Origin of the sequence: Corallococcus sp. BB11-1 (assembly GCF_026626625.1) — a bacterium.
Classification (GTDB): domain Bacteria; phylum Myxococcota; class Myxococcia; order Myxococcales; family Myxococcaceae; genus Corallococcus; species Corallococcus soli.
The window spans coordinates 124,714-146,768 of the sequence record NZ_JAPNJY010000023.1 but is presented as its reverse complement, the minus strand read 5'-3'; the positions used below and the strand labels follow the sequence as shown (position 1 = coordinate 146,768).

General features: G+C 70.3%; 22 protein-coding genes. 14 read left to right on the top strand and 8 right to left on the bottom strand.

The window, feature by feature from the left end; genetic code table 11:
* Window positions 1-11 precede the first annotated feature (11 nt).
* Genes OV207_RS19110 through OV207_RS19100 form a run of 3 tightly spaced genes read left to right on the top strand, consistent with a single transcriptional unit; the run spans window position 12 to window position 2,648 of the window.
* Window positions 12-896: an S-methyl-5'-thioadenosine phosphorylase gene (locus OV207_RS19110; protein ID WP_267556585.1), complete on the top strand. Its 885-nt coding sequence runs from the start codon at window positions 12-14 to the stop codon at window positions 894-896.
* Between the two features lie 16 nt (window positions 897-912).
* A complete protein-coding gene (gene mtnA, locus OV207_RS19105; RefSeq protein WP_267556584.1) occupies window positions 913-2,016 on the top strand; it encodes an S-methyl-5-thioribose-1-phosphate isomerase in 1,104 nt (367 codons plus the stop codon).
* Complete coding sequence (locus OV207_RS19100) at window positions 2,016-2,648, top strand: class II aldolase/adducin family protein (RefSeq protein ID WP_267556583.1); 633 nt, start codon at window positions 2,016-2,018, stop codon at window positions 2,646-2,648. The genes mtnA and OV207_RS19100 overlap by 1 nt, the downstream gene beginning before the upstream one ends.
* A gap of 15 nt (window positions 2,649-2,663) precedes the next feature.
* Here OV207_RS19100 and OV207_RS19095 read toward each other — a convergent pair whose 3' ends face one another.
* Entirely contained in the window at window positions 2,664-3,593 is a 930-nt protein-coding gene (locus tag OV207_RS19095) for a hypothetical protein (RefSeq protein ID WP_267556582.1), read from the bottom strand.
* Between the two features lie 93 nt (window positions 3,594-3,686).
* Complete coding sequence (locus OV207_RS19090; protein WP_267556581.1) at window positions 3,687-4,859, bottom strand: metallophosphoesterase; 1,173 nt, start codon at window positions 4,857-4,859, stop codon at window positions 3,687-3,689.
* Between the two features lie 195 nt (window positions 4,860-5,054).
* On the opposite strand from OV207_RS19090, the gene OV207_RS19085 reads away from it, so the two are divergent.
* From OV207_RS19085 to OV207_RS19070, 4 genes are read left to right on the top strand one after another with little or no spacing between them, the layout of a single operon-like run.
* Window positions 5,055-5,741 carry a TIGR02269 family lipoprotein gene (locus OV207_RS19085; RefSeq protein ID WP_267556580.1) on the top strand — a complete coding sequence of 229 codons (687 nt, stop codon included), beginning with the start codon at window positions 5,055-5,057 and terminating at the stop codon, window positions 5,739-5,741.
* 3 nt (window positions 5,742-5,744) lie between these two features.
* The gene (locus OV207_RS19080; RefSeq protein ID WP_267556579.1) at window positions 5,745-6,461 is read left to right on the top strand and encodes a double-CXXCG motif protein; all 717 of its coding nucleotides are present in this window, start codon (window positions 5,745-5,747) and stop codon (window positions 6,459-6,461) included.
* A 60-nt stretch (window positions 6,462-6,521) separates the two neighbouring features.
* Window positions 6,522-7,202, top strand: coding sequence for a TIGR02269 family lipoprotein (locus OV207_RS19075; RefSeq protein ID WP_267556578.1), 681 nt, complete (start codon window positions 6,522-6,524; stop codon window positions 7,200-7,202).
* 3 nt (window positions 7,203-7,205) lie between these two features.
* On the top strand, window positions 7,206-7,925 hold the full coding sequence (locus OV207_RS19070; protein WP_267556577.1) for a double-CXXCG motif protein: 720 nt from the start codon (window positions 7,206-7,208) through the stop codon (window positions 7,923-7,925).
* 3 nt (window positions 7,926-7,928) lie between these two features.
* Here the strand turns inward: OV207_RS19070 and OV207_RS19065 are convergent, their stop codons facing one another.
* From OV207_RS19065 to OV207_RS19055, 3 genes are all read right to left on the bottom strand, one after another.
* A complete protein-coding gene (locus tag OV207_RS19065; RefSeq protein WP_267556576.1) occupies window positions 7,929-8,465 on the bottom strand; it encodes an FHA domain-containing protein in 537 nt (178 codons plus the stop codon).
* Window positions 8,466-8,549: 84 nt separating this feature from the next.
* Entirely contained in the window at window positions 8,550-10,184 is a 1,635-nt protein-coding gene (locus OV207_RS19060) for a long-chain fatty acid--CoA ligase (RefSeq protein WP_267556575.1), read from the bottom strand.
* Window positions 10,185-10,294: 110 nt separating this feature from the next.
* Entirely contained in the window at window positions 10,295-11,332 is a 1,038-nt protein-coding gene (locus tag OV207_RS19055) for a 6-phosphofructokinase (RefSeq protein ID WP_193350117.1), read from the bottom strand.
* A 149-nt stretch (window positions 11,333-11,481) separates the two neighbouring features.
* Here OV207_RS19055 and OV207_RS19050 point away from each other — a divergent pair, with 149 nt between their 5' ends.
* A complete protein-coding gene (locus tag OV207_RS19050; RefSeq protein WP_267556574.1) occupies window positions 11,482-12,249 on the top strand; it encodes a glucosamine-6-phosphate deaminase in 768 nt (255 codons plus the stop codon).
* A 20-nt stretch (window positions 12,250-12,269) separates the two neighbouring features.
* On the opposite strand, the gene OV207_RS19045 is transcribed toward OV207_RS19050, so the two are convergent.
* Window positions 12,270-13,046, bottom strand: coding sequence for a lytic transglycosylase domain-containing protein (locus OV207_RS19045; RefSeq protein WP_267556573.1), 777 nt, complete (start codon window positions 13,044-13,046; stop codon window positions 12,270-12,272).
* Between the two features lie 197 nt (window positions 13,047-13,243).
* Here OV207_RS19045 and OV207_RS19040 point away from each other — a divergent pair, with 197 nt between their 5' ends.
* Window positions 13,244-13,711 carry a hypothetical protein gene (locus OV207_RS19040; RefSeq protein WP_193350111.1) on the top strand — a complete coding sequence of 156 codons (468 nt, stop codon included), beginning with the start codon at window positions 13,244-13,246 and terminating at the stop codon, window positions 13,709-13,711.
* A gap of 25 nt (window positions 13,712-13,736) precedes the next feature.
* Here OV207_RS19040 and OV207_RS19035 read toward each other — a convergent pair whose 3' ends face one another.
* Both OV207_RS19035 and OV207_RS19030 read right to left on the bottom strand, forming a co-directional pair.
* Entirely contained in the window at window positions 13,737-14,288 is a 552-nt protein-coding gene (locus OV207_RS19035; RefSeq protein ID WP_267556572.1) for a hypothetical protein, read from the bottom strand.
* Between the two features lie 18 nt (window positions 14,289-14,306).
* The gene (locus tag OV207_RS19030) at window positions 14,307-14,906 is read right to left on the bottom strand and encodes a hypothetical protein (protein WP_267556571.1); all 600 of its coding nucleotides are present in this window, start codon (window positions 14,904-14,906) and stop codon (window positions 14,307-14,309) included.
* Between the two features lie 295 nt (window positions 14,907-15,201).
* Between OV207_RS19030 and OV207_RS19025 the strand changes: the two genes are divergently transcribed.
* The 5 genes from OV207_RS19025 to OV207_RS19005 all read left to right on the top strand — a co-directional run bounded on the left by OV207_RS19025 (window position 15,202) and on the right by OV207_RS19005 (window position 22,054).
* Window positions 15,202-15,882: a carboxypeptidase-like regulatory domain-containing protein gene (locus OV207_RS19025; protein WP_267556570.1), complete on the top strand. Its 681-nt coding sequence runs from the start codon at window positions 15,202-15,204 to the stop codon at window positions 15,880-15,882.
* Window positions 15,879-16,742: a hypothetical protein gene (locus OV207_RS19020; RefSeq protein ID WP_267556569.1), complete on the top strand. Its 864-nt coding sequence runs from the start codon at window positions 15,879-15,881 to the stop codon at window positions 16,740-16,742. Before OV207_RS19025 ends, OV207_RS19020 begins: the two co-directional genes overlap by 4 nt.
* A 65-nt stretch (window positions 16,743-16,807) precedes the next feature.
* On the top strand, window positions 16,808-18,082 hold the full coding sequence (locus tag OV207_RS19015; protein ID WP_267556568.1) for a hypothetical protein: 1,275 nt from the start codon (window positions 16,808-16,810) through the stop codon (window positions 18,080-18,082).
* Window positions 18,083-18,229: 147 nt separating this feature from the next.
* On the top strand, window positions 18,230-21,016 hold the full coding sequence (locus OV207_RS19010; RefSeq protein WP_420715236.1) for a hypothetical protein: 2,787 nt from the start codon (window positions 18,230-18,232) through the stop codon (window positions 21,014-21,016).
* A gap of 168 nt (window positions 21,017-21,184) precedes the next feature.
* Window positions 21,185-22,054, top strand: a complete 870-nt coding sequence (locus OV207_RS19005) for an alpha/beta fold hydrolase (protein WP_267556567.1) — start codon at window positions 21,185-21,187, stop codon at window positions 22,052-22,054.
* The last annotated feature ends 1 nt before the right edge of the window (window position 22,055 follow it).

Here is a 22,055-nt window from a genome sequence, read left to right as displayed (position 1 = left end):
AGCCTCCACCCATGTCGCGTTCCAACAAGCCCGTGCTGGGCATCATCGGCGGCAGCGGCCTGTACCAGATTGACGGCATGACGGACGTGTCGTGGCGCCGGGTGTCGTCGCCCTTCGGGGAGACGTCGGATGAGCTCTGCTTCGGGCGCATTGGCGACCAGCCGGTGGTGTTCCTGCCGCGCCACGGGCGGGGGCACCGGATCCCGCCCTCGGAGCTGAACTTCCGGGCGAACATCGACGCGCTCAAGCGCAGCGGCGTGACGGACCTGCTGTCCGTGTCCGCGGTGGGCAGCCTGCGCGAGGACCTGAAGCCGGGCACCTTCGTGGTGGTGGACCAGTTCGTGGACCGCACCTTCGCTCGCGTGAAGAGCTTCTTCTCCACCGGGCTGGTGGCGCACGTGTCGATGGCGAAGCCGGTGTGCTCGCGCCTGGGCGACGCGGTGATGACGGCGTGCGAGGGATTGGACCTCCAGGTCGTGCGCGGCGGCGCGTACCTGGTGATGGAGGGCCCGCAGTTCTCCACGCTGGCGGAGAGCCAGATGTACCGGCAGTGGGGCTGCGACGTGATTGGCATGACGAACATGCCGGAGGCCAAGCTCGCCCGGGAGGCGGAGATTTGTTACGCGAGCGTGTCCATGGTCACGGACTTCGACTGCTGGCACCCGGACCACGACGCGGTGACGGTGGACCAGGTGGTGGCGGTGCTCCTGGGCAACGCGGGCAAGGCGCGCGGGCTGGTGAAGAACGTCGCGCCGCTGGTGGGCGGCCACGAAGGCCCCTGCGCCAAGGGCTGCCAGACGGCGCTGGACCACGCCATCATGACCTCGCCGGACGTGCGCGACCCGGCCCTCGTGGAGAAGCTCTCCGCGGTGGCGGGCCGCGTGCTGAAGCGCTGACACGGGAGACACGGCGATGAAAGTCCAAGGCGAGCCGATGCGCTCCATCTGGGTCGAGGCCGACGGCTGGACGGTGGGCATCATCGACCAGACGCGCCTGCCGCATGCGTTCGTGAAGGCGGAACTCGCCACGGCGGAGGAGGCGGGTCACGCCATCCGAACCATGCGCGTGCGGGGGGCTCCGCTGATTGGCGCCACGGCCGCGTACGGCGTGTGTCTGGCCATGCGGGAGGACGCGTCGGACGCGGCGCTGGAGCGGGCGCTGACGATGCTGCGGGCCACGCGGCCCACGGCGGTCAACCTGCACTGGGCCCTGGAGGGGATGCGCCGGGTGCTGACGCCGCTGAAGCCGTCAGAGCGGGTGGCGGAGGCGTACCGGCACGCGGCGGCGCTGTGCGACGAGGACGTGGCCATCAACCGGGCCATTGGCGGACACGCGCTGAAGCTGTTCCAGGACGCGTGGGACAGGAAGGGCCGCAAGGGGCGGCTGAACGTGCTCACGCACTGCAACGCGGGCTGGCTCGCGACGGTGGACTGGGGCACGGCGCTGGCGCCGGTGTACCTGGCGCACGACGCGGGCATGCCCGTGCACGTCTGGGTGGATGAGACGCGGCCGCGCAACCAGGGCGCGGTGCTGACGGCGTGGGAGCTGGGCCAGCACGGCGTCGCGCACACCGTCATCGCGGACAACGTGGGCGGCCACCTGATGCAGCACGGGGACGTGGACCTGTGCATCGTGGGCACGGATCGCACGACGGCGCACGGCGACGTGGCGAACAAGATTGGCACGTACCTGAAGGCGCTGGCGGCGAAGGACAACGGCGTGTCGTTCTACGTGGCGCTGCCGTCGCCCACGGTGGACTGGACGCTCCAGGATGGCGTGAGGCAGATCCCCATCGAGCAGCGGGACGGAACGGAGCTCAGCGACGTCACGGGCCTGCTGCCTTCGGGTGAGGTCGCCACGGTGCGCATCACCCCGCCGGGGAGCGCCGCCGCGAACTACGCGTTCGACGTGACGCCCGCGCGGCTGGTGACGGCGCTCATCACCGAGCGGGGCGTGTGTCCGGCGTCGGAGGAGGGGCTGCTGTCGCTCTTCCCGGAGCGGAGGCAGGCGAAGTGATGGAACACGGTGCGCTGCGCGAGGCGATGGTGGCCACCTGCCGGCGGATGAACACGTCGGGCCTGAACCAGGGCACGTCGGGCAACCTGAGCCAGCGGGTGGAGGGGGGCTTCCTCCTCACGCCCTCGGGGATGAACTACGAGACGATGACGCCGGAGGACCTGGTGTTCATGCGCTTCGACGGCACGCACGCGGGTGCGCGCAAGCCGTCCTCGGAGTGGCAGCTGCACCGGGACATCCTGGCGGCGCGTCCGGAGGTGGGCGCGGTGCTGCATGCGCACAGCATGTTCAGCACGACGCTGGCGTGTCTGCGCCGGGGCATCCCGGCGTTCCACTACATGGTCTCCGCGGCGGGGGGCACGGACGTGCGGTGCGCGGAGTACGCGACCTTCGGCACGCCGGAGCTGGCGCGGCACATGATGGCGGCGCTGGAGGGCCGCAAGGCGTGCCTGCTCGCGAACCACGGCATGATGGCCGTGGGGGTGGACCTGCCCGCGGCCTACAAGCTGGCGGTGGAGGTGGAGACGCTGGCGGCCATGTACTGGCGCGCGCTCCAGGTGGGCGAGCCCGTGATTCTTGACGACGCGGAGATGGCGCGCGTGTTCGAACAGTTCCGGGGCTACGGGCAGTAGGCGGAAGCCCGTGGACTACGCCGGCGGGTAGAGGTCCTTGAGGACTTCCGAGCGGCCCGGGTACAGCGCTTCGAACGCGGCGAGCGCGATGGGCCCGCCATCGAGCGCCCGCATGTATTCGGACCAGGCTTCGGCGAAGTCCTCGGTGTAGTTGCCGGACTTCTCGAAGCTGCCCTCGGTGTAGTCATTGAGGTGATTGCCATCCGCGGCGGCGGCCTCCGCCCAACCGTCGGGGATGGGAGGGGGCTCGCCCTTCAGTCTCTCGATGAGGCCGGACAGGACGCTGTCATTGGCGTTCTCGACCTGCCGCCCGATGAGGTGGCCCATCTCGTGGTGGAAGATGTCCGCCGTCACGTTGGCTGCGTTGTCATAGAAGGTGATGTGTCCATCGCCCGCCGTCGCGGCCGCCCCATCCGGCCCCTTCTCCCCGCGCACGGAGACACTTTCGAGCGCGCCGCGAAGGTCCTCCGGCGTCTCGCTGTACGCGTCGATGATCTGCGCGAGGACGGCCTGGTGGTCGACATGGGCGTCCTTCGCGATGCTCACGCTGAACGTGTCGTCTCCGACCGTGACGGAGTAGATGGCGCCGCCGAGCAGGGGCGTGGCGATGCGGTCGACGGACACCTGCTCCGTCTTCCCGTCGGTGTTGGTGAAGGGGACCGGTCCACCCGTGGACAGGGCCTTGTCGACCGCCGCGCGCCGGGGGTTGAGCTGCTCCAGGCCGTCGAACTTCAGCTTCGGCGCCGCACCCAGGGCGGGCTTCGCCAGGGTGGGCTCGAACAGGTTGTCCTTCGCGAGGCCCCGGAGCGCCGAGTTCGGGGCGCGGCTGGTGGGCGCGGCAGAGAACGTGTCGACGCGAGGCTTGCTGGTGGCCTTCGGTGCCAGGGCGGGAGCCGCGGCGGGGGTGGACAGCGGGCGGGGGCGGAATTGGATTTTTGAAAGCATGGAAGTGCTCCTTGTCCCCCCTGTACGTGGCCGGTCCCGACCCGGTTACACCGCCACGCACGACATTTCAGGAAGTCCCCCAGCCCCGGATGTTCAGGCGCTGCGCAGGGTGAGCAGCGTCACCTCGGGCGGCACTCCGATGCGGAAGGGGAGCCAGTGCCCCGTGCCGCCGGAGACGTAGAGGTGGCTGTCGCGGAACCGGTAGCGCCCCAGCATGTGCTTGAAGGCGAAGCTGAACAGCGGGATGCCCAGGAAGGCCACCTGTCCGCCGTGGGTGTGGCCTGCGAGCGTGAGGCGGGCGCCGCGCTGGGCGGCGTAGGAGAAGAAGTCCGGGTGGTGGGACAGGCAGATGACGACGTCGTCCGGCTGGCCTCCCTGGAAGGCGGTGTCCGCCGAGTGCTTCCAGCGGGCCTCGCGCACGGTGTGGCTGCGTCCGGACATGGGATAGTCCACGCCCACCACGCGCACGCGTTGGCCTCCGTGCTCCAGCACGTGGGATTCGTCCACGAGCAGGCGGACCGGGGCGCCGCGCTGGGCCAGGGCCTCGTAGCCGCCCAGGACCTCCTCCAGCCCGCGCCAGTGCTCGTGGTTGCCGAGGATGGCGAGCATGCCGTGGCGGGCCGTGTTCGCGGCCAGGGCGGCCATCGTCGCGTCGACCTGGTTCACGTCGTCGATGAGGTCGCCCGTCATCACCTGGAGGTCCACGCCGGCCGCGTTCATCGCGTCCACGGCGCCGCGCAGGTACTCGGGGCTGATGAAGGGGCCCACGTGGACGTCGGTGATCTGCCCGATGCGGAAGCCGTCGAGCGCGGCGGGGAGGCCCTTCAGCTTCACCTCCACCTCGCGCACGGTGAAGCCCAGGCTGCCGCTCACGACGCCCAGGGTGCTGCCGGTGACGGCGAGCACGGGCATGGCCTGTCCGGCCTTCACGAGCAGGCCCCGGCGCTCCAGGTCCACCCCGGGAGGCGCGGCCTTGCGGCGACGCTCGCTCCACAGCTTCAGCACCAGGAACGGCAGGCCGAGCAGCGTCAGCCCCAGCGCGGCGATGCTCCAGATGACGGCGAACAGCTTCACCGGCACGAGCGGCGCGGGCGTGTCGTGGAGGCCATAGCCCGTCAGCGCGGGAACCAGCCAGGCGACGGATGACAGCCCCATCAGGCCCAGCAGCACGCCATGGCGCCACCCGCGCGTGACGGTGGGCCACAGCCTGCGCAGCACGAGGTACGAGCCCAGGTAGACGAACAGCAGGACCAGGAGCCTTCCCATCGTTTCCGCGCTCTCCTTCACGTCCCGGGCTCAAGAGGTCCGGGGCCGCCCTCGACATGAGGGAGCCCGAGGATAACGGAGCCCCTGACAGCGCGCTGTCCCACCGACACCGGGGTTGCTCGCCTGTGTCACGGCGCACCCGGATGGTTTGAACGGGAAATCTCTGGAAGAGAGGGGCCAGCTCCGGGAGGCGGGATGCGCGTGTGGTGGCTGTGGGTCTTCTTGTTGAGTGGTTGTGCCTCCGTGTCCCAGGTGTCCGCGCCCCCGCAGGAGTGGGCGGACGCACGGGAGTGCGAGGCCCGCGATGAGGACCAGTGCCTCACGCACGTCTGCGAGGAGGACGTCTGCGCCTTGTTCCGGTGCGAGGACCTGGCGCCGGACCGGGTGGTGCGCACGCGCGGTGCCACGGCGGCCGTACCCGTGTTCGTGGCGCCCGGCAGTGGGCCAAGGCGAACGTGGGGTAGTGCTCAGGGGGTGCCGGACGGTGCGGTGCCCGTCATGGTGTTCCGCTGGCACCCGCGCGAGAAGCTGCCGAGCGAGCTACGACGCGAGAAGGCCCGGGAGGCGTGGGCGAAGCGGCCCAAGGAGCGTCACCACATCTTCCCGCAGGCGTTCAAGGCGCACTTCGAGCGAAAACGGATCGAGATCCACCAGTACGTCCTGGCCATCGATGCGGAGGTGCACGCGCGCATCCACAGAGGGGAGCGAGGTGGACCTTGGAATCAGGATTGGAATGACTTCATCGAAACCCGGGGGGCGAAGGCCGATGTCCCACGTCATTTCGAGCATGCCTCCTGGATGATTCAGAAGTACGGACTCTTCGGGTTGTCGATGACGTACTGGCAACAGGTCGACCTCATGCCCGTGCCCTTCGAGGACTGATACGTGCGCTATTTCGAAGTCAAAAGCCCACAGTGGGATGCGCCGGCACATTGGAGTGGAGCGTATCGAGCCAGTCACCGATGGCATCTGCCAGGAGTGGATTGTCCCAGGTGTGGAAGCTGGGCAGGAATGGGGGCATATCCTTCGGTGGACCTGTCGGGTGTGGAGGAACCCGTGCTGGCAAAAGTGACGGGGCCCACGAGTTTCGCGGAGTACATGCGATTGGTGTCCCTGGTTCGGCCCTGCCTTCCTTCCGCGATCCCCATCAAGGGTGGGAGTTCGTTCGGGCCCATGGTCGGAACCGCACGAGGCAAATTCGGGCCCATCACCTGCTGGCCCTCATGGGAGGTCGTGCTCCGTGAGGACGCGGTCGAATTGCTCAAGGCAGAGGGGCTGAACGGCATCATCGCGGTCCGGATGGAACTCAAGTCCCGCCGAAGCACCACGCCCACGCTCTATGAGCTGGAGTCTCGTCCCCTCGCGAAGCTGCATCCTGACTGCATCGGAGAATGGAAGACGCCCCCGTGCGATGTCTGTGGCCGGCCTGAGATGTTCGACCTGCCGCCGAAGCGCTGGCTGCTGCGCTCGTCCATCCCGGATGGACTCGACGTCTTTGGCCTCGAAGGCGCAAACCCGCGCGTCGTCAGCGAGCGCTTCGTCGAAGTCCTCCAGAAGCTGGGCCCCGCGGATGTCACCTACCGCGAGCTGCCCGCAGGGTAGTTCCGTGTCATCTGTCCGTGGGCCGCTCAGGTCGAGAGCACGACGAAGATGGAGGGTGGCATGCGCGTGTGGTGGCTGTGGGTGTTGGTCGTGCTGGGAGGTTGTGCCTCAGTATCCGCGCCCCCGCGGGAGTGGGCGGACGCACGGGAGTGCGAGGCCCGCGATGAGGACCAGTGCCTCACGCACGTCTGCGAGGAGGACGTCTGTGCCCTGTTCCGGTGCGAGGACCTGGTGCCGGAGCGGGTGGTGCGCACGCGCGGCGCCACGGCGGCCGTACCGGTGTTCGTGGCGCCCGGCAGTGGCCCTCAACGGAACTGGGGCAGTGCGCAGGGCGTGCCGGACGGTGCGGTGCCCGTCATGGTGTTCCGCTGGCACCCGCGCGAGAAGCTGCCGAGCGAGCTACGGCGCGAGAAGGCCCGGGAGGCGTGGGCGAAGCGGCCGAAGGAGCGTCACCACATCTTCCCGCAGGCGTTCAAAGCTCACTTCGAGCGAAAACGGATCGAGATCCACCAGTACGTCCTGGCCATTGATGCGGAGGTGCATGCGCGCATCCATCGGGGAGAGAGGGGCGGTCCCTGGAACCAGGACTGGAAGTTGTTCATCGACGGTGAAGGGCTCGATGCGACCATTCCGCGTCATTTCGAGCATGCCTCGTGGATGATTCAGAAGTACGGACTCTTCGGATTGCCGATGACCTACAGGCAGCAGGTCGACCTTGCGCCCATCCCATGGGTGGATTGATCCATGCGCTACTTCGAGATTCGTGGCCCGGCCGAAAATGTGGAATCGCAATGGAGCGGGGAGTACCGGGCCCATCACCGCTGGCATCTGTCTGGGGTCGAGTGCCCCAGATATGGGCCCTGGGCATGGATGGACGCGTTCCCGTCGGTGGACCTGTCGCATGTCCCTGAACCCGGGCTGTCCGAGCAGAAAGGGCCGACATCCCTGGAGGAATACAACCGCCTGGTGGCGCTGGTTCGGCCCTTCGTTCCACCCGAGCTTCCCGTCAGGGCAGGCGCTTCGTTCGGACCCATGGTCGGAACAGCGCGAGGCAGGTTCGGCCCCATCTCCTGTGACCCGCCCTGGGAAGTGGTCCTCCGCGAAGACGCCGTCGAACTGCTCAAGTCCGAAGGTCTGAGCGGCATCATCGCGGTCCGGATGGAACTCAAGTCCCGCCGGAGCACCACGCCCGCGCTCTACGAACTGGAGTCGCGTCCCCTGGCGAGGCTGCACCCCGACTGCATCGGGGAATGGAAGACGCCCGCGTGTGACATCTGCGGTCGGCCCGAATCATTCGCCCTGCCGCCGAAGCGCTGGCTGCTGCGCTCGTCCATCCCGGAAGGGCTCGACGTCTTCGGCCTCGCAGGCGCAAACCCACGCGTCGTCAGCGAGCGCTTCGTCGAAGTCCTCCAGCGCCTGGGCCCCGCGGACGTCACCTACCGCGAGCTGCCCGCCGCCGACTGACCGTCACATCCCGCCGCCCGGGCTCGCGAGCCGCAGGTGCGAGTGCAGCGTCTCCGCCCGCAGGTACAGGAACTGCGCGTCCCCGAACGACAGCGCATCCCCGTCCGCCAGCAGTCGCGTCTCTCCCTCGCCCAGGGCCGCGGCGTTCAGCCAGGTGCCGTTCATCGAACCCAGGTCGTGCACCGAGCACGTCCCCTGCTTCTCGTGCCAGCGCAGCACCGCGTGCTGCTTCGACACCGACGGGTCATGCACCATCAGCGCGCAGCCCTCCGTGCGCCCCACCCGCAGCTCCTGCCCGTCCGACTCCGGCGCCAGGAAGTGCACCTCCAGCGAGTCGAACCCCTGGAGCATCACCAGCAGCCGGTCCACCAGCCGGGAGCGGTGCGCCATGCCCACCGTGCGCGCCTCCGCCAGTCGCAGCGCGACCTGCTGGAACACCGGCTCCGGCGGCTGTTGGATGAGCACCACCGGCCCGGAGGCTTGCAGGAAGGCCTGCACGGGCGCGTAGGCGAACGGGCGGAGCTGATGGACGGAAGGCATCACCTGCCTACCGTAACCCCAGCCCCGCCCCGGCGCGAGCCGCCAGCCCCCAGTGTCAGGTGCCCGGCGGTCGCTTCAACCACTTCAGGACGCGACCGGGGTCTTCAACAGGTGGTCCCCGAAGTCCTCCCGGAGCTTCATCTTCAGGAACTTCCCCGTCGACGTGCGCGGAATCTGCGGCACGAAGAGGAAGTCATCCGGCAGCCACCACTTCGCGAACTGCTTCTCCAGGTGTGCCGTCAGCTCTGCCTTCGTCGCCTGCAGCCCGGCCTTGAACACCACCGCCGCCAGCGGCCGCTCGTCCCACTTGGAGTGCCTCCCGGCGAACACCGCCGCCTCCAGCACGGACGGGTGCGCCATCAGCGCGTTCTCCAGCGCCACCGAGCTGATCCACTCGCCGCCCGACTTGATGACGTCCTTGCTGCGGTCGGTGATGTGCAGGTAGCCCGCAGCGTCGATGGTCACCACGTCGCCCGTCTTGAACCAGCCGTCCGCCGTGAAGCGGTCCTTGCCCTCGTCCCCGAAGTAGGAGGCCGCCACCATGGGCCCGCGCACCTCCAGCTCGCCCATCGCCTTGCCGTCCCACGGCAACACCTCCCCCGCGTCGCTCACGTGGCGCGTCTCCACGAAGGGCACCGAATAGCCCTGCGACGCATACGCATCCAGCTGCGCCTCCGGAGACGCCGTGTGCAGGTCCCCCTTCAGCCGCGCCAGCGTGCCCACCGGGTTCATCTCCGTCATGCCCCAGGCGTGCAGCACCTCCAGCTTGTGGCGCTTGCGGAACCCGTCGATGAGCGACGGCGGCGCCGCGGAGCCGCCAATCACCATGTGCCGCATCGGGCTCAGGTCCCACTTGCCCGGCTCGCGGTCCAACTGCGCCAGGATGCCCAGCCAGATGGTGGGCACGCCGCCCGCCACCGTGACCTTCTCATCCCGCATCAGCTCCAGCAGCGACTGCGGATCCAGGTGCGGCCCGGGCAGCACCTGCTTCGCGCCCGTGAGCAGCGCGTCGAACGGCAGGCCCCACGCGGCCGCGTGGAACATGGGCACCACCGCCAGCACCGTGTCCGTGTCCTTGAGGCCCAGCACCTCCGGCAGGCAGCACACCAGCGTGTGCAACACGATGGAGCGGTGGCTGAAGAGCACGCCCTTCGGGTTGCCCGTCGTGCCGGACGTGTAGCAGAGCATCGCCGCGCTGTTCTCATCCAGGCGCGGGAACGCGAACGTGTCCGACTCCGCCGCGAGCAGCTTCTCGTAGTCCAGCCGCCCCTCCGGCACCGGGCCGTCGTCCGGGATGACGATGACGTGCTGGATGCAGGGCGCTGACTTCTCGAACTTCTCCAGCAGCGGCAAGAGCGACCGGTCCACCACCACCACCGTGTCCTCCGCGTGGCTCGCGATGTAGGCCAGGTCCTTGGGGTGCAGCCGCAGGTTGAGCGTGTGCATCACCGCGCCCATCGCCGGCACCCCGAAGTACACCTCCAGGTGCTGGTGGTGGTTCCAGCTGAGCGACGCCACCCGCGTGCCCGGCTTCACCCCCAGCCGCGTCAGCGCGTTGGCCAGCTGGCTCGTCCGCTTGTGGAAGTCCGCGTACGTGTAGCGGTGCAGGGACTTGTCCGGGTTGCGGCTGACGATCTCCTGCGTGGCGTAATACGAACGCGCACGCTCCAGGATGTGCGTCAGGGTGAGCGGGAAGTCCATCATGCGACCGGTGAGCATCGGCATCATCCCTTCGCGAACGGGTGAGGCGCGGATGCTACCGGATGCGCGACGCCATGCCCTTCACTCCCAAAGGAGGAGGGCATGGCGCAGTACGTCAAAGTCGACTGTCAGCCGAAGAAGACCTGGGCGACCTCGAAGAACTCCTTGGGCACGCGCTTGAGCTCGCGGGTGGCCTCGGAGAGGTGCTCGCTGACGATTTCGTTGCCGCGCAGGGCGGCCATCTTGCCGAACTCGCCCCGGGCGACCATGTCGCACGCATGCACGCCGAAGCGGGTGGCGAGCACCCGGTCGTGCGCCGTGGGGGCGCCGCCGCGCTGGATGTGGCCCAGCACGGACACGCGCGTCTCGAAGCCGGTGCGGCGCTCAATCTCCGAGGCGACGATGTTGCCCACGCCGCCCAGGCGGGGCCGGCCGGCTTCATCCAGCGAGCCCGTGGTGACCAGCTGTTCGTTCTGGTCCGCGGACATCTTGATGCGCGTGCCTTCGGCGACGACGACGATGGAGAAGGTGCGCCCGCCCGCGTGCCGGCGCTGGAGGTGCTGGGCGACGGCCTCCAGGTCGGCGGGGATCTCCGGGACGAGGATGACGTCCGCGCCGCCCGCGATGCCCGCGTAGGTGGCGATCCACCCGACGTGGCGGCCCATCACCTCGCAGACGATGACGCGCTTGTGGGACTCGGCGGTGGAGTGCAGCCGGTCCACGGCCTCCGTGGCGATGCCCACGGCGGTGTCGAAGCCGAAGGTGAAGTCGGTGCCGTTGAGGTCGTTGTCGATGGTCTTCGGCACGCCGACGATTCGCACGCCCTCCTGGGACATGCGCGTGGCGGCGGACAGGGTGCCCTCGCCGCCGATGGCGATGACCGCGTGGATGCCATTGCGTTCAATGGAGCGCTTCACGCGCTCCAGCCCGTTCTCCACCTTGAACGGGTTGACGCGCGAGGTGCCCAGGATGGTGCCACCCCGGTGCAGGATGCCGGAGGTGGTCTCCCGCGTGAGGCGGAAGTGGTTGTCGTCCAGCAGGCCCTTCCACCCATCCCGCAGGCCCATCATTTCGAAGCCGTGCTCGCTGGCACGGCGGACGATGGCGCGGATGACCGCATTGAGGCCGGGGCAATCACCCCCGCCGGTGAGCACGGCGACTTTCATGGGTCCGGTTCTAGCCCGACCGGGGCCTCGCGCGTGAGGACCGTTTGCGCCGGACGCTCACCGGGGGACGCTCCCGGCCCCAGGGCGTGCGGGGGAACGGCCGTGGGGTGGAGGCTTGTCAACGGGGGCCGGCGTATGCTGGAGGCCCCATGAACCTACGCGTGTTCGAGACGGAGCAGGAGGCGGCCAGCACTTGCGCGGCGCGCATCGCCGAGGCCGTCCGCCACACACCGGAGCTGGTGCTGGGGCTGACCACGGGGCGTTCTCCGCTCAACGTGTACCGGGGCCTGGCGGAGCTGGCCGCGCGGGGGGCGCTGGACCTGTCGCGGGCGACGACGTTCAACGTGGACGAGTTCCTGGGCCTGCCGCCGGAGGACGGGGGCAGCTTCCGGGCGTACATGGACCGGCACCTGTTCCGGCATGTGAATCTGTCAACGCAGCGGATCCACTTCCTGGACGGGTGCGCGCCGGACGCGGAGGCGGAGTGCGCGCGCTACGACGCGGCGCTGGCGGCGGCCGGGGGCCTGGACCTGCTGCTGCTGGGCGTGGGGCCCAACGGGCACATCGCGTTCAACGAGCCCGGCGAGGTGCTGACGGCGACGAGCCACCGCGCGCGCCTGAGCCGGGAGACGCGGCTGTCGCACGTGCTGCCGTTCGGTGACGACCCGTCGCGCGTGCCCATGGCGGCGCTGACGCTGGGCATGGCGGCCATCCTCCAGGCCCGCAAGGTGGTGGTGCTGGCCTTCGGGGTGAACAAGGCGGCGGCGGTGACGGCGATGGTGCACGGGCCGCTGACGCCCCGGTGCCCGGCGTCGTTCCTGCAACTGCACCGCGACGTGGAGCTGTGGCTGGACACGGGCGCCGCCAGCGGCCTTCAGGCCTCCCGGGTGGACGCGGCCCGCGTGCGCGGAGGCTGATGCCCTCCCGCGCTCCCGCCTCAAGCCTTCTGCGCGGACGCGAGCCGGGGCGCGGCCCTGGCGGGGGACACCGGCGGGGGCGCGGGCTTCTTCACGGGCGTCGTCACCCTGGGGGCCACCGGGGGCTTCGCATGCGCGCCGGACGGGCGGGCCTTCCTCGCGGCGGCCTGGGCCACGGGGGCCTTCTCCGGTGCCTTCTTCCGGGGCGCGGGCGGGCGGGTGTGCTCGTACGCCGCGAGCACCTTGGCCACGTAGAACTCCGTCTCCCCGTTGCGCGGCACGCGCCCGTTCACCGAGCCCGGCCCCGCGTTGTACGCGGCCACGGCCAGGCGCACGTCGCGGAAGCGGCGAAGCTGCTCGGCCAGGTAGCGCCCGCTCGCGTCGATGGAGGGCGCCGGGTCGAAGGGGTCCTCCACGCGCATCATCGCGGCCGTGTCCGGCATGAGCTGCCCGGGCCCCATGGCCCCCGCCGGTGAGATGCGGTGCACCCGCGTCTCCGACTCCACCTGGATGAGCGCCCGCAGGAGCCCCGACGGAATCCCGTGCCGGCGCTCCGCGTCCGCGATGAGCGGCTCCAGCGGCGGGTGCGCATCCAGCATGCACGCGGGCCGGTGCGCCGCGTAGGCGCCCAGCGCCCGCGCCTTGGTCTTCAGGAAGGAGAAGGACAGCGGCGACACCTGCGTCTCGCCCAGCCACGCCACGCCCACGTTGAGCAGCACCACGGGCACCAGCACGCACGGCGCCAGCCACGCCCATTTCGGAATGTCGAAGCCGCCCACGGTCCGCTTGCGTCCCACCCTCCCCACTTACGGGCCCCAAGCCGTCCCGTCCAACTTCCGGCCCCGCGCCGTGAACACCTTGCGTCAGCACCTCCCCCGGGGGCCGGCCCCTGTCGCCCGCCTCACGGGGGCTGGCCGCGCTGTGCACTGCCGCTCGCTTCGGTGTTGCGGGGGCGCCCCCGCGTGCCCATCCCCACGGGAGAGGGGAGGGGACGATGATCGGCATTCCGCTGGGCTGGGCGTACTCGAACTTCGGGGAGTGGGCGCTGCGCCGGTACGTGGCGCCGGGCCGCCGTCACGCTCCCGTGCCACCGCACCCGGCCTTCGCGGCGTCACCCTGCGCGGACGCGTACCTGCGCTCGCGGTGGACGCGCGCCGCGGAGCTGCGGGAGCGGGTGGGGCTGGCGGTGCTCGCGCTCGCGCACGTCCCCCTGCTCCCCCTGGCCCCCTTCTTCGTGGGCACGGTGTGGGCCTGCGCGTTCAACTTCCACCGCGTGCACCGCCGGGCGCACCTGGACCCGGCGTGGGCCCGGGCGAGCGTGCCCTGGCTGTGCGACCACCACCTGGGCCGCGTGCCGGACGCGAACTGGTGCGTGACGCATCCGTTCTTCGACCACGTGCTCGGCACGCGCCTGGAGCACCTGGGCATCCAGCCCGCCGCCCCCGCCCCGGCGCTGTCCTGACGCCGGGGACGGGGACGCAGGCCCGTCAGAACACCAGGTTGAAGTAGTTGGCGCTCGCCTTGGCGCCCACGCACACCCGGACGTCCGCGCTCCACGGCTGTTCGGGCAGCGACCCCGAGGCCTGGAAGAGGAACTCCAGCTCCTCCTGCTTCGCCAGGTCCAGCACGTCTACCGCGCCGCTGCCGGTGAGCTGGAGCGTGTTGGTGGCGCCGCCGTTGCCCGCGCCGCGGAACTCGCCCAGCAGGACGTACTCCGCGGAGCCGGGCTTGCGCACGGAGAGGCTCGCGCGCTCGATGCCGCTGATGTCGGTGGTGGCGGTGGCGGTGAAGACCTTCAGCCGCAGCTGGGTCTCCACGTCGGTGTCGTCGGGCAGCGCGCTGGCGAAGTCGCCCAGCGGCACCTGGATGGCCTGCTCCACGGACGCAGTGCCCGGGAAGGCGGCGGGGAAGGACAGGTCGTCCTCGGCCTTGCAGATCTCCTCGGCCTCCACCTCGATGGCGAAGAGGGACTCACAGCCCGTGGTGAAGAGGGGCAGCGCGCAGCAGAGCAGGAGGGTGCGGAAGTTTTTCGTACGCATGGTGGGGAGTCTCCTGGCTCAGAAGAAGTAGAGGATGAAGCCCAGCTTCACGGACGGGATGGTGGCGCGCACGTGCAGCGGCCCGGACGTGACGGTGTCGTCGTTGGTCGCGTCCTGGATGAGCGGCGTGGGGTCCGGCACCGTGAGCGCCACGTAGCTCAGGCCCACGTGCAGGAAGAAGTTGAAGCGGCTGTGCGCGCCCACCTCCAGGCCCACGCTGCCCGTCACGTAGTTGTACGTGACGTCGCGGATGGCCTGCGACGTCGTGCTCGGCTCGCGGCCCAGCCAGTCCAGCACGTCGCTGTACTCGGAGCCGAAGTAGTGACCGACCTCCGCGTTGAGCGACGGCGCGATGAACGTGTCCAGCGGCAGCAGGCTCACCCCGCCGCGCACGCCGACGCTCAGCGTGTTGGTGGTGGGGCCCGCCTGCAGCCGCAGCCACTGCGTGGGCCGCAGCACCGCGGACACGCCGATGCCATGGGGCGCGCCCGCGTCCACCATCAGGCCCAGGACGTGCTTCGAACCCTCGTCCTCCGCCATGGCGGGGGTGGAGAAGCCGAGTGCCGCCAGACACCCCAGCGCGAGGCCGGAGGACAGCAGGGAGGTGCGTCGTCTCATTGAAAGGAAGTCCATCGTCATGACGAAAGTTCCACGGTGGTTGCCGGCCCGGTGGACATCTTTCGCGGAAGGCACCCCAGAAGAGAAGCGATGTCGTGTGAAACCCGTACGGGCTTTCCGGGATGCCGCGATGTGCGGAGCGGTGACTGCCCGGTTCCGGACACGTCCAATCCCTGTCGGCTCACGGACGTCCCGCTCCATCCCGTGGGCAATGGGCAGACGCACGAGGTCCTGCGAGCGTACGATGGGCAGACACGGCGTAGCGGTGGACAGGCCGGGAACCGGGGGGCCAAGGATGATCGACGAAGTCGATCAACGCATGAGGGCGTGGGTGGGACGTGTCGCCACGGATGCGCCGGTGTACCTGGGCGTACCGGACCGGGACTCCCTGGAGCGGGGCGTCTGTCTTTACCTCCTGGAGCTGGGGCCGGCGCCCATGGCGCGCCCGGGCAAGCGGGGCGTCCTGCAATTCACCGTCTGCTACCTGGTGACGGTGGGCGCGGACACACCGGAGCGCGCGCACCGGCTGCTGGGCGATCTGGTCTTCGCGGCCATGAGCGACAAGGAGATTGAAGTGGACCTGAGCCCGGTGCCAGCCGCGCTCTGGGCGGGGCTCCGTTCGGTGCCGCGCCCCGCCTTCCGCCTGCGGGTGCAGGTGCGCAAGGACCAGCCCCCGGCGGAGGCGCGGTGTCTGTCATTGGTGGGCCGCGCTCCCTCGCCGTCCGCGCTGCTGGGCCAGGTGGTGGGGCCCGGTGACGTGCCCATCCGGGGTGCGTGGGTGGCGCTGCCGTCGCTGCAGTTGAGCACGCGCACGGATGCGCAGGGCCACTTCCAGTTCCCCCGCGTGCCGCCCGCGCGGTCGCTGGGCCGCCTGGAGGTGCGGGCCGAGGGCGAGATGCTGGCGGTGGAGTCGGAGGTGCTCGCCTCCGGCACCACGCCGTTGATCATCCGGATGCCCGTGAAGGAGGACGGGTGACGCGCGGGGCCGCCCCTCCCGCCAGGGCCGTGCAGGGCGGGCCGCCGCTCCGGGCGCGGTGCCACCTGGCGTGGGTGCTGGCCCTGGCGCGGTGGGTGAAGGGCTGGGCGGAGCGGGTGCTGGCCGAACATGCGGCGGCGCTCGCGGAGGCCACGGCGCCGAGGGGCGGCGCGCGGGTGCGCTCGCTGCCCGTGCGAGAGCCGGAGGTGGTGCTCTTGCCGGTGCCGCTGTGGCCTCCGCGTCTGGAGTCTTCCAGCGTCACGCCCCGGATGACTCCGGTGTCGTCGGAGATCTCCCCGGAGCCATTGGACTCCGGCGCGCCCACGCCGCGCCCGAACGCGTTGAGGTGCGTGCCCATGCCGGAGGGGCCTTCGCCCTTCGACCTGGAGCCCGAGCGGGGCACGCCTCCCAGGCCGCCGCCCGGTGTGCCCTTCGGCTTCGATCCGGATGACATCCTGCCCGCGGAGCCCGTCGCCACGGTGTCCCAGCGCCCCGACCCCGCGGCCCTGCTCCAGGCCGCGGCGATTCCCCTCCCGGACGTGACGGAGCACCCCGTGCCGGCGCACGCTGCTCCCGGACAGATGCACGCGCCGCCCGTGCTGGCGCCCGCTGCTCCCGCGCCGGTGCCCGCCGCTCCAGGGCAGGTGCCCGCCGCGCGATCTCCGGCGCAGGCCGTGCCCCTGCTTCAAAGGGATCCCGCGCGGGAGCTGCTCACGCTCCTCCAGGAGTCCGAAGGCACGCCCACCCAACCTCCCGTGCCCTGGCTCGAAGTCGCTCCACCCCCTGGCGCCGGGTCCACCGACGCACAAGAGGTGCTGCGCCAGTGCGCACGTCTGGAGTTGGAGACGCCGGGCGATTAGGGCGCGGGAGCGCTCGGGCGCGCTGCCTCCGTCCATGGCCCCGGGGCGTTAAGCTTCGCGGCGCCATGTCCCAGCGTCCCCGGTCCTCCCCCGCGCCTGATGTCCTCACGGCGTCCGACGCCGAGCGCCAGCTCGAAGGGCGCGCGGAGCTCATCGCCGAGGCGCTGCCCCTCCATGCGGAGCTGGAGCGCGTGCTGTCCGGGTCCGGCTGGCGACGGAGACTGCTGAAGCGGCCGGAGCTGGTGCCCACGCTGGTCTCCCGGACGGAGGCGTTGAAGGAGGCGCTGGAGCGCGTCCAGCATCGCGCGGCCTCGGATTCCTGGAGCGGCTCCCTGCCCGTGCTGCGGCAGGCCCGGAAGCTGTCGGAGCTGCGTGAGCGGCTCCCCGGGCTCGCGCGGCGTCGGCTGGAGGCGCTGGCCGTGGCGCCCGCGGACCTTCCGCTCGAAGAGGTGCTGACGCGGCTGGAGGCGCTGGTGCGTCAGCCCGTGAGCCAGGCGCTGAACCCGGGCGAGGTGCTCGTCTTCGAAGCCGACTCCCGCTGGCATCCGGGCCGGCGCCTCATGCAGGGATTCATCCCCCATCCCGAGCGGGGCAGCTCGCGGGTCCCCTCGTTCATGGCGGCCCTCATGGGGGGCACGCTGAGGCCGCTGTGGTGGCTGGCGCGGCCCCTGCTGGGCTCCGGCCGGGTGCGCATCACCAGTGAGCGGCTGCTCTGGATTCCGGCCATCGGTGAGCCCCAGGCGGTGCGGCTGGGCACCATCCCCGACGGCGGCATCACCGTGGATCCCTTCACCCTGGACCTGCGCGTGACGGGGGACCGGCGGCTGCATGCGCGGGCGGTGTTGGATGCCTTTGAAGTGGCCTCGCTCCTGGAGTTGCACCGCCAGCCGCCCCTCCGCGGCGCCGCGCGGAGCGGGGTGCGCCTGAAGCAGGTGGCCATCCTCCCCGCGTCGCTCCAGGGACCCGACGAGGAATGGCTCAGGGGGCACTGCGTGCTGCGCCCCGGGGGCGTGTCCTTCATCCCCGAACATCAGGGCCAGAGGTCCCTCCAGGCCATCACCGGCAAGGACTCCCCGCTGGAGGGCTTCGACGCGGACGGGGTCCTGGAGTCCCTGCGCTGGTTGCCCCAGGAGGAGTTCGACGCCTGCGTGGCGCGCGTGGTGAACGCGACCGGGGGCACGTTCTGGGAGGCGCGGCGAACACACCATGTCCCGCAGACGTCGGCCTCGAAGTGGAGGTCGGTCCTCATCGAGTGCGGCAAGAGCGCGCTGCGGGGCCGGCTGGACTGGACCCAGCAGGCTGACGTCGAAGCGCTGCTGAGCGAGTGGCCCCGGAAGTGACCAGCCGCCAATCCTGGCTACGTAGAGGTGGAAGTCGTTGCGCGGTGCAATGACTTCCACCGGGTCCAGGACCACCCGTTCCCCTGCTCAAGACGCGTCCACTACAGTTGAAGCGGGGGCCTCCCTCCCCCTTCCCAGAGAGACATCATGACCCCCAGACCTCCGGCCGCGCGCCGTGGCATGGCGCGAGCCGTGTCCGCCGCGCTGCTGCTGTTGAGCTTCACCGCGTCCGCGCAGCACTTCACCGTCTTCGAGAGCGGCCAGGTCCGCCCCCTGGCCCTGTCCCCCAACGGCCAGTGGCTCTTCGCCGTCAACACGCCCGACAACCGGCTGGAGATCTTCCAGGTGGGCACCAGCGGCCTGACGCACCGGGGCTCCGTGCCCGTGGGCCTGGAGCCGGTCGCCGTCGCCGCCCGCACCAATGACGAGGTCTGGGTCGTCAACCACCTGTCCGACAGCGTGAGCATCGTGCGCGTGGACGCGGGCGGGCACGGGGGCGCCGTGACGCGGACGCTGCTCGTGGGGGATGAGCCGCGCGACATCGTCTTCGCGGGCACCGGGAAGAAGCGCGCCTTCATCACCGCCGCGCACCGGGGCCAGAACACCGGGTTCGACCCGCAGCTCACCACGCCGGGCGTCGGCCGGGCGGACGTCTGGGTGTTCGACTCGGACAGCCTGGGCGCGACGCTGGGCGGCACGCCGCTCACCCGCATCACCCTGTTCGGGGACACGCCGCGCGCGCTCGCGGCCACGCCGGACGGCTCGCGCGTGTACGCGGCGGCCTTCCACTCCGGCAACCGCACCACCGTCATCCACGAGAGCCTGGTGCCCAACGGCGGCGAGTCCGCGGGCGGCGTGCCCGGCCCCAACGTCAACCACCAGGGCCTGCCCGCGCCGGAGGTCTCCGTCATCGTGAAGTACAACGGCGCGGACTGGGTGGACGTGCTCAACCGCCCGTGGACGTCCTACGTGCGCCTGTCCCTGCCGGACAAGGACGTGTTCGCCATCTCCGCCACCGCCAACCCGCCCGTGCAGGTCGCGGGCGCGGCGGGCGCCTACGCGGGCGTGGGCACCATCCTGTTCAACATGGCCGTCAACCCGGTGAGCGGCAATGTCTACGTCAGCAACACCGAGGCCCGGAACGACCTGCGCTTCGAAGGTCCCGGCACCCTGCTGGGCAGCACCCTGCGCGGCCACCTGCATGAAAGCCGCATCACCGTGCTGGGCAGCGGCGGGAGCGTCGTGCCCCGCCACCTCAACTCGCACATCAACTACGCCGCCTGCTGCGCGGCCACGCCCAACACGGAGAGCGAGAAGAGCCTCGCGCAGCCCACGGGCATGTCGGTGACGTCCGACGGCGCCACGCTCTACGTCGCCGCGTTCGGTTCGTCGAAGCTGGGCGTGTACGCCACCTCCGCGCTGGAGGCCGGCACCTTCGTGCCTGGCACCGCGAACCAGATTGAATTGAGCGGCGGCGGCCCCACCGGCCTCGTGCTGGACGAGGCGCGCAACCGCCTCTACGTGCTGACCCGCTTCGACAACGCCATCTCCGTCGTCAACACCACCACGAAGACGGAGGTGGCCCACCTGCCCATGTTCAACCCGGAGCCGCCGAGCGTGGTCCAGGGCCGCCCGTTCCTCTACAACGCGCGCACCAGCTCCAGCCACGGCGACTCGTCCTGCGGCAGCTGCCACATCTTCGGTGACTTCGACAGCATCACCTGGGACCTGGGCAACCCGGACGGCAGCGTGACGGCCAACTACAACCCCATCGTCCCGGTGCTGCCGGAGTTCGGCCCCGACCCGACGTTCGGCCAGGACACGGCCTTCCACCCGATGAAGGGCCCGCTGTCCACCCAGAGCCTGCGCGGCATGGCGAACCAGGGGCCCATGCACTGGCGCGGGGACCGCACCGGCGGCAGCACCGGGCCCAGCGTCCAGCCCAACGGCGGCGCCTTCAACGAGGTGGAGGCCTTCAAGCAGTTCAACCCGGCCTTCATGGACCTGCTCGGCCGCAGCGCCCAGCTCACGCCCGTGGAGATGCAGAAGTTCTCCGACTTCATCCTCCAGGTCGTCTACCCGCCCAACCCCATCCGCAACCTGGACAACTCCCTCACGCCGTCACAGCAGGCGGGCCGGGACTTCTTCGTCAACACCACCAGCTTCTTCCCCGGCTCTTGCGAGTCCTGCCACCGCGTGGACGTCAACGCGAACCCGGGGGAGGGCCCCTTCAAGGGCTTCTTCGGCACGGACGGGAAGAGCTCCTTCGACGCGGAGCCGCTGTTTCCCAAGGTCCCGCACCTGCGCAACATGTACCAGAAGGTCGGCATGTTCGGCGCGGGCTTCCCCTTCGGCAACACGCCCACGGATCCGTTCCTCGGGGACCAGGTGCGTGGCATTGGCTTCAACAGCGACGGCGCCATCCCCACGCTGTTCCTCTTCAACAGCGGCTTCGACTTCCACCCCATTTTCAACGCGGTGGGCATCCCGGACACGCCCGCGGGCTTCCAGGTGAAGAAGGACATGGAGCAGTACATGTTCGCCTTTGAAACCAACCTGGCGCCCATCGTCGGACAGCAGGTGACGCTCACCGCCACCAACGCCACGGTGGCCGGGCCGCGCATCGACCTGCTGGTGGCGCGCGCGAACGCGGGGGAGTGCGACCTCATCGCCAAGGGCCGCGCCGGCACCTACGAGATGGGCTTCCTCTACGTGGGCGGCGGGCTGTTCAAGACGGACCGCGCCGCGCTGCCGCTGGTGCCCGCGGCGTCGCTCCGCTCGGCCGTCGCCACGAACCAGGGTCTCTTGACGTACACCTGCACGCCTCCGGGCTCGGGGATGCGCGCCGGCATCGACCGGGACCTGGATGGGTTCTTCGACGGGGACGAACGGGCGGCGGGGACGAACCCGGCGAACCCGGCCAGCCACCCGTGAGGTGAGCACTTGAAGGGCGCGGCGGCCCGGGTCCACCCCGGGCCGCCGTGAGGGGCGGGAGGACGTGCGCTGGCTTTCGGACGGAGGGCTCGCGGGACGATGGTGCGAGGGCGCCCGGGGGGACACCTTCGCGTCGGTCGTACCTCGCCGTACCGTCAGGAGACAGCCATGGACACCCAGTCCCGCAGTGCGCACGTCGGGAAGCTTTCGGGCAGCTACGTCACCACCCGGGATGGCACCCAGCTCTACTTCAAGGACTGGGGCCCCCGGGAGGGCCAGCCCGTCGTCTTCTCCCACGGCTGGCCCCTGACGGCGGATGCCTTCGAGGACCAGATGCTGTTCCTGTCCGAGCGTGGCTACCGCACCATCGCGCATGACCGCCGGGGCCACGGGCGTTCGTCCCAGCCCTGGGGCGGCCACGACATGGACACCTACGCGGACGACCTCGCCGCGCTGACGGGCGCGCTGGACCTGCGCAAGGCCATCCATGTCGGCCATTCGACGGGTGGCGGCGAGGTGGCGCGCTACATCGGGCGCCATGGCACTTCGCGCGTGGCCAGGGCGGTGCTCATCAGCGCCGTTCCGCCCATCATGCTCAAGACGGACTGGCACCCCCATGGCCTGCCCATCGAGGTCTTCGATGGCATCCGCGCCGGGGTGAAGAAGGATCGCTCCAGCTTCTTCATGGAGCTGAGCCTGGCGTTCTACGGCTTCAACCGACCGGGCGCGCAGGTGTCCGAAGGGCTCCGGGAGAGCTTCCGGCTCCAGGGCCTGATGGGCGCCCTGAAGGCCGAGTACGACTGCATCCAGGCCTTCTCCGAGACCGACTTCCGCGAGGACCTGAAGCGCTTCGACGTGCCCACCCTGGTGATGCACGGGGACGATGATCAGATCGTCCCCTTCGACGGTGGGGGGCGGCTGACGGCGACGCTGATCAAGAGCGCGATGCTGAAGGTCTACCCGGGCTTCAGCCACGGCATGTGTTCGGTCAACAAGGACGTCATCAACAACGACCTGCTGGCCTTCATCCAGGGGTAGC

Bases quoted from the DNA above. Each gene is read 5' to 3' on its own strand.
- OV207_RS19030 (WP_267556571.1), bottom strand. From the start codon at position 14,906: ATGAGACGACGCACCTCCCTGCTGTCCTCCGGCCTCGCGCTGGGGTGT.
- mtnA (WP_267556584.1), top strand. From the start codon at position 913: ATGAAAGTCCAAGGCGAGCCGATGCGCTCCATCTGGGTCGAGGCCGAC.
- OV207_RS19035 (WP_267556572.1), bottom strand. From the start codon at position 14,288: ATGCGTACGAAAAACTTCCGCACCCTCCTGCTCTGCTGCGCGCTGCCC.
- OV207_RS19070 (WP_267556577.1), top strand. From the start codon at position 7,206: ATGCGCTACTTCGAGATTCGTGGCCCGGCCGAAAATGTGGAATCGCAA.
- OV207_RS19060 (WP_267556575.1), bottom strand. From the start codon at position 10,184: ATGCTCACCGGTCGCATGATGGACTTCCCGCTCACCCTGACGCACATC.
- OV207_RS19090 (WP_267556581.1), bottom strand. From the start codon at position 4,859: ATGGGAAGGCTCCTGGTCCTGCTGTTCGTCTACCTGGGCTCGTACCTC.
- OV207_RS19075 (WP_267556578.1), top strand. From the start codon at position 6,522: ATGCGCGTGTGGTGGCTGTGGGTGTTGGTCGTGCTGGGAGGTTGTGCC.
- OV207_RS19085 (WP_267556580.1), top strand. From the start codon at position 5,055: ATGCGCGTGTGGTGGCTGTGGGTCTTCTTGTTGAGTGGTTGTGCCTCC.
- OV207_RS19065 (WP_267556576.1), bottom strand. From the start codon at position 8,465: ATGCCTTCCGTCCATCAGCTCCGCCCGTTCGCCTACGCGCCCGTGCAG.
- OV207_RS19100 (WP_267556583.1), top strand. From the start codon at position 2,016: ATGGAACACGGTGCGCTGCGCGAGGCGATGGTGGCCACCTGCCGGCGG.
- OV207_RS19010 (WP_420715236.1), top strand. From the start codon at position 18,230: ATGACCCCCAGACCTCCGGCCGCGCGCCGTGGCATGGCGCGAGCCGTG.
- OV207_RS19015 (WP_267556568.1), top strand. From the start codon at position 16,808: ATGTCCCAGCGTCCCCGGTCCTCCCCCGCGCCTGATGTCCTCACGGCG.
- OV207_RS19095 (WP_267556582.1), bottom strand. From the start codon at position 3,593: ATGCTTTCAAAAATCCAATTCCGCCCCCGCCCGCTGTCCACCCCCGCC.
- OV207_RS19005 (WP_267556567.1), top strand. From the start codon at position 21,185: ATGGACACCCAGTCCCGCAGTGCGCACGTCGGGAAGCTTTCGGGCAGC.
- OV207_RS19040 (WP_193350111.1), top strand. From the start codon at position 13,244: ATGATCGGCATTCCGCTGGGCTGGGCGTACTCGAACTTCGGGGAGTGG.
- OV207_RS19055 (WP_193350117.1), bottom strand. From the start codon at position 11,332: ATGAAAGTCGCCGTGCTCACCGGCGGGGGTGATTGCCCCGGCCTCAAT.
- OV207_RS19050 (WP_267556574.1), top strand. From the start codon at position 11,482: ATGAACCTACGCGTGTTCGAGACGGAGCAGGAGGCGGCCAGCACTTGC.
- OV207_RS19110 (WP_267556585.1), top strand. From the start codon at position 12: ATGTCGCGTTCCAACAAGCCCGTGCTGGGCATCATCGGCGGCAGCGGC.
- OV207_RS19025 (WP_267556570.1), top strand. From the start codon at position 15,202: ATGATCGACGAAGTCGATCAACGCATGAGGGCGTGGGTGGGACGTGTC.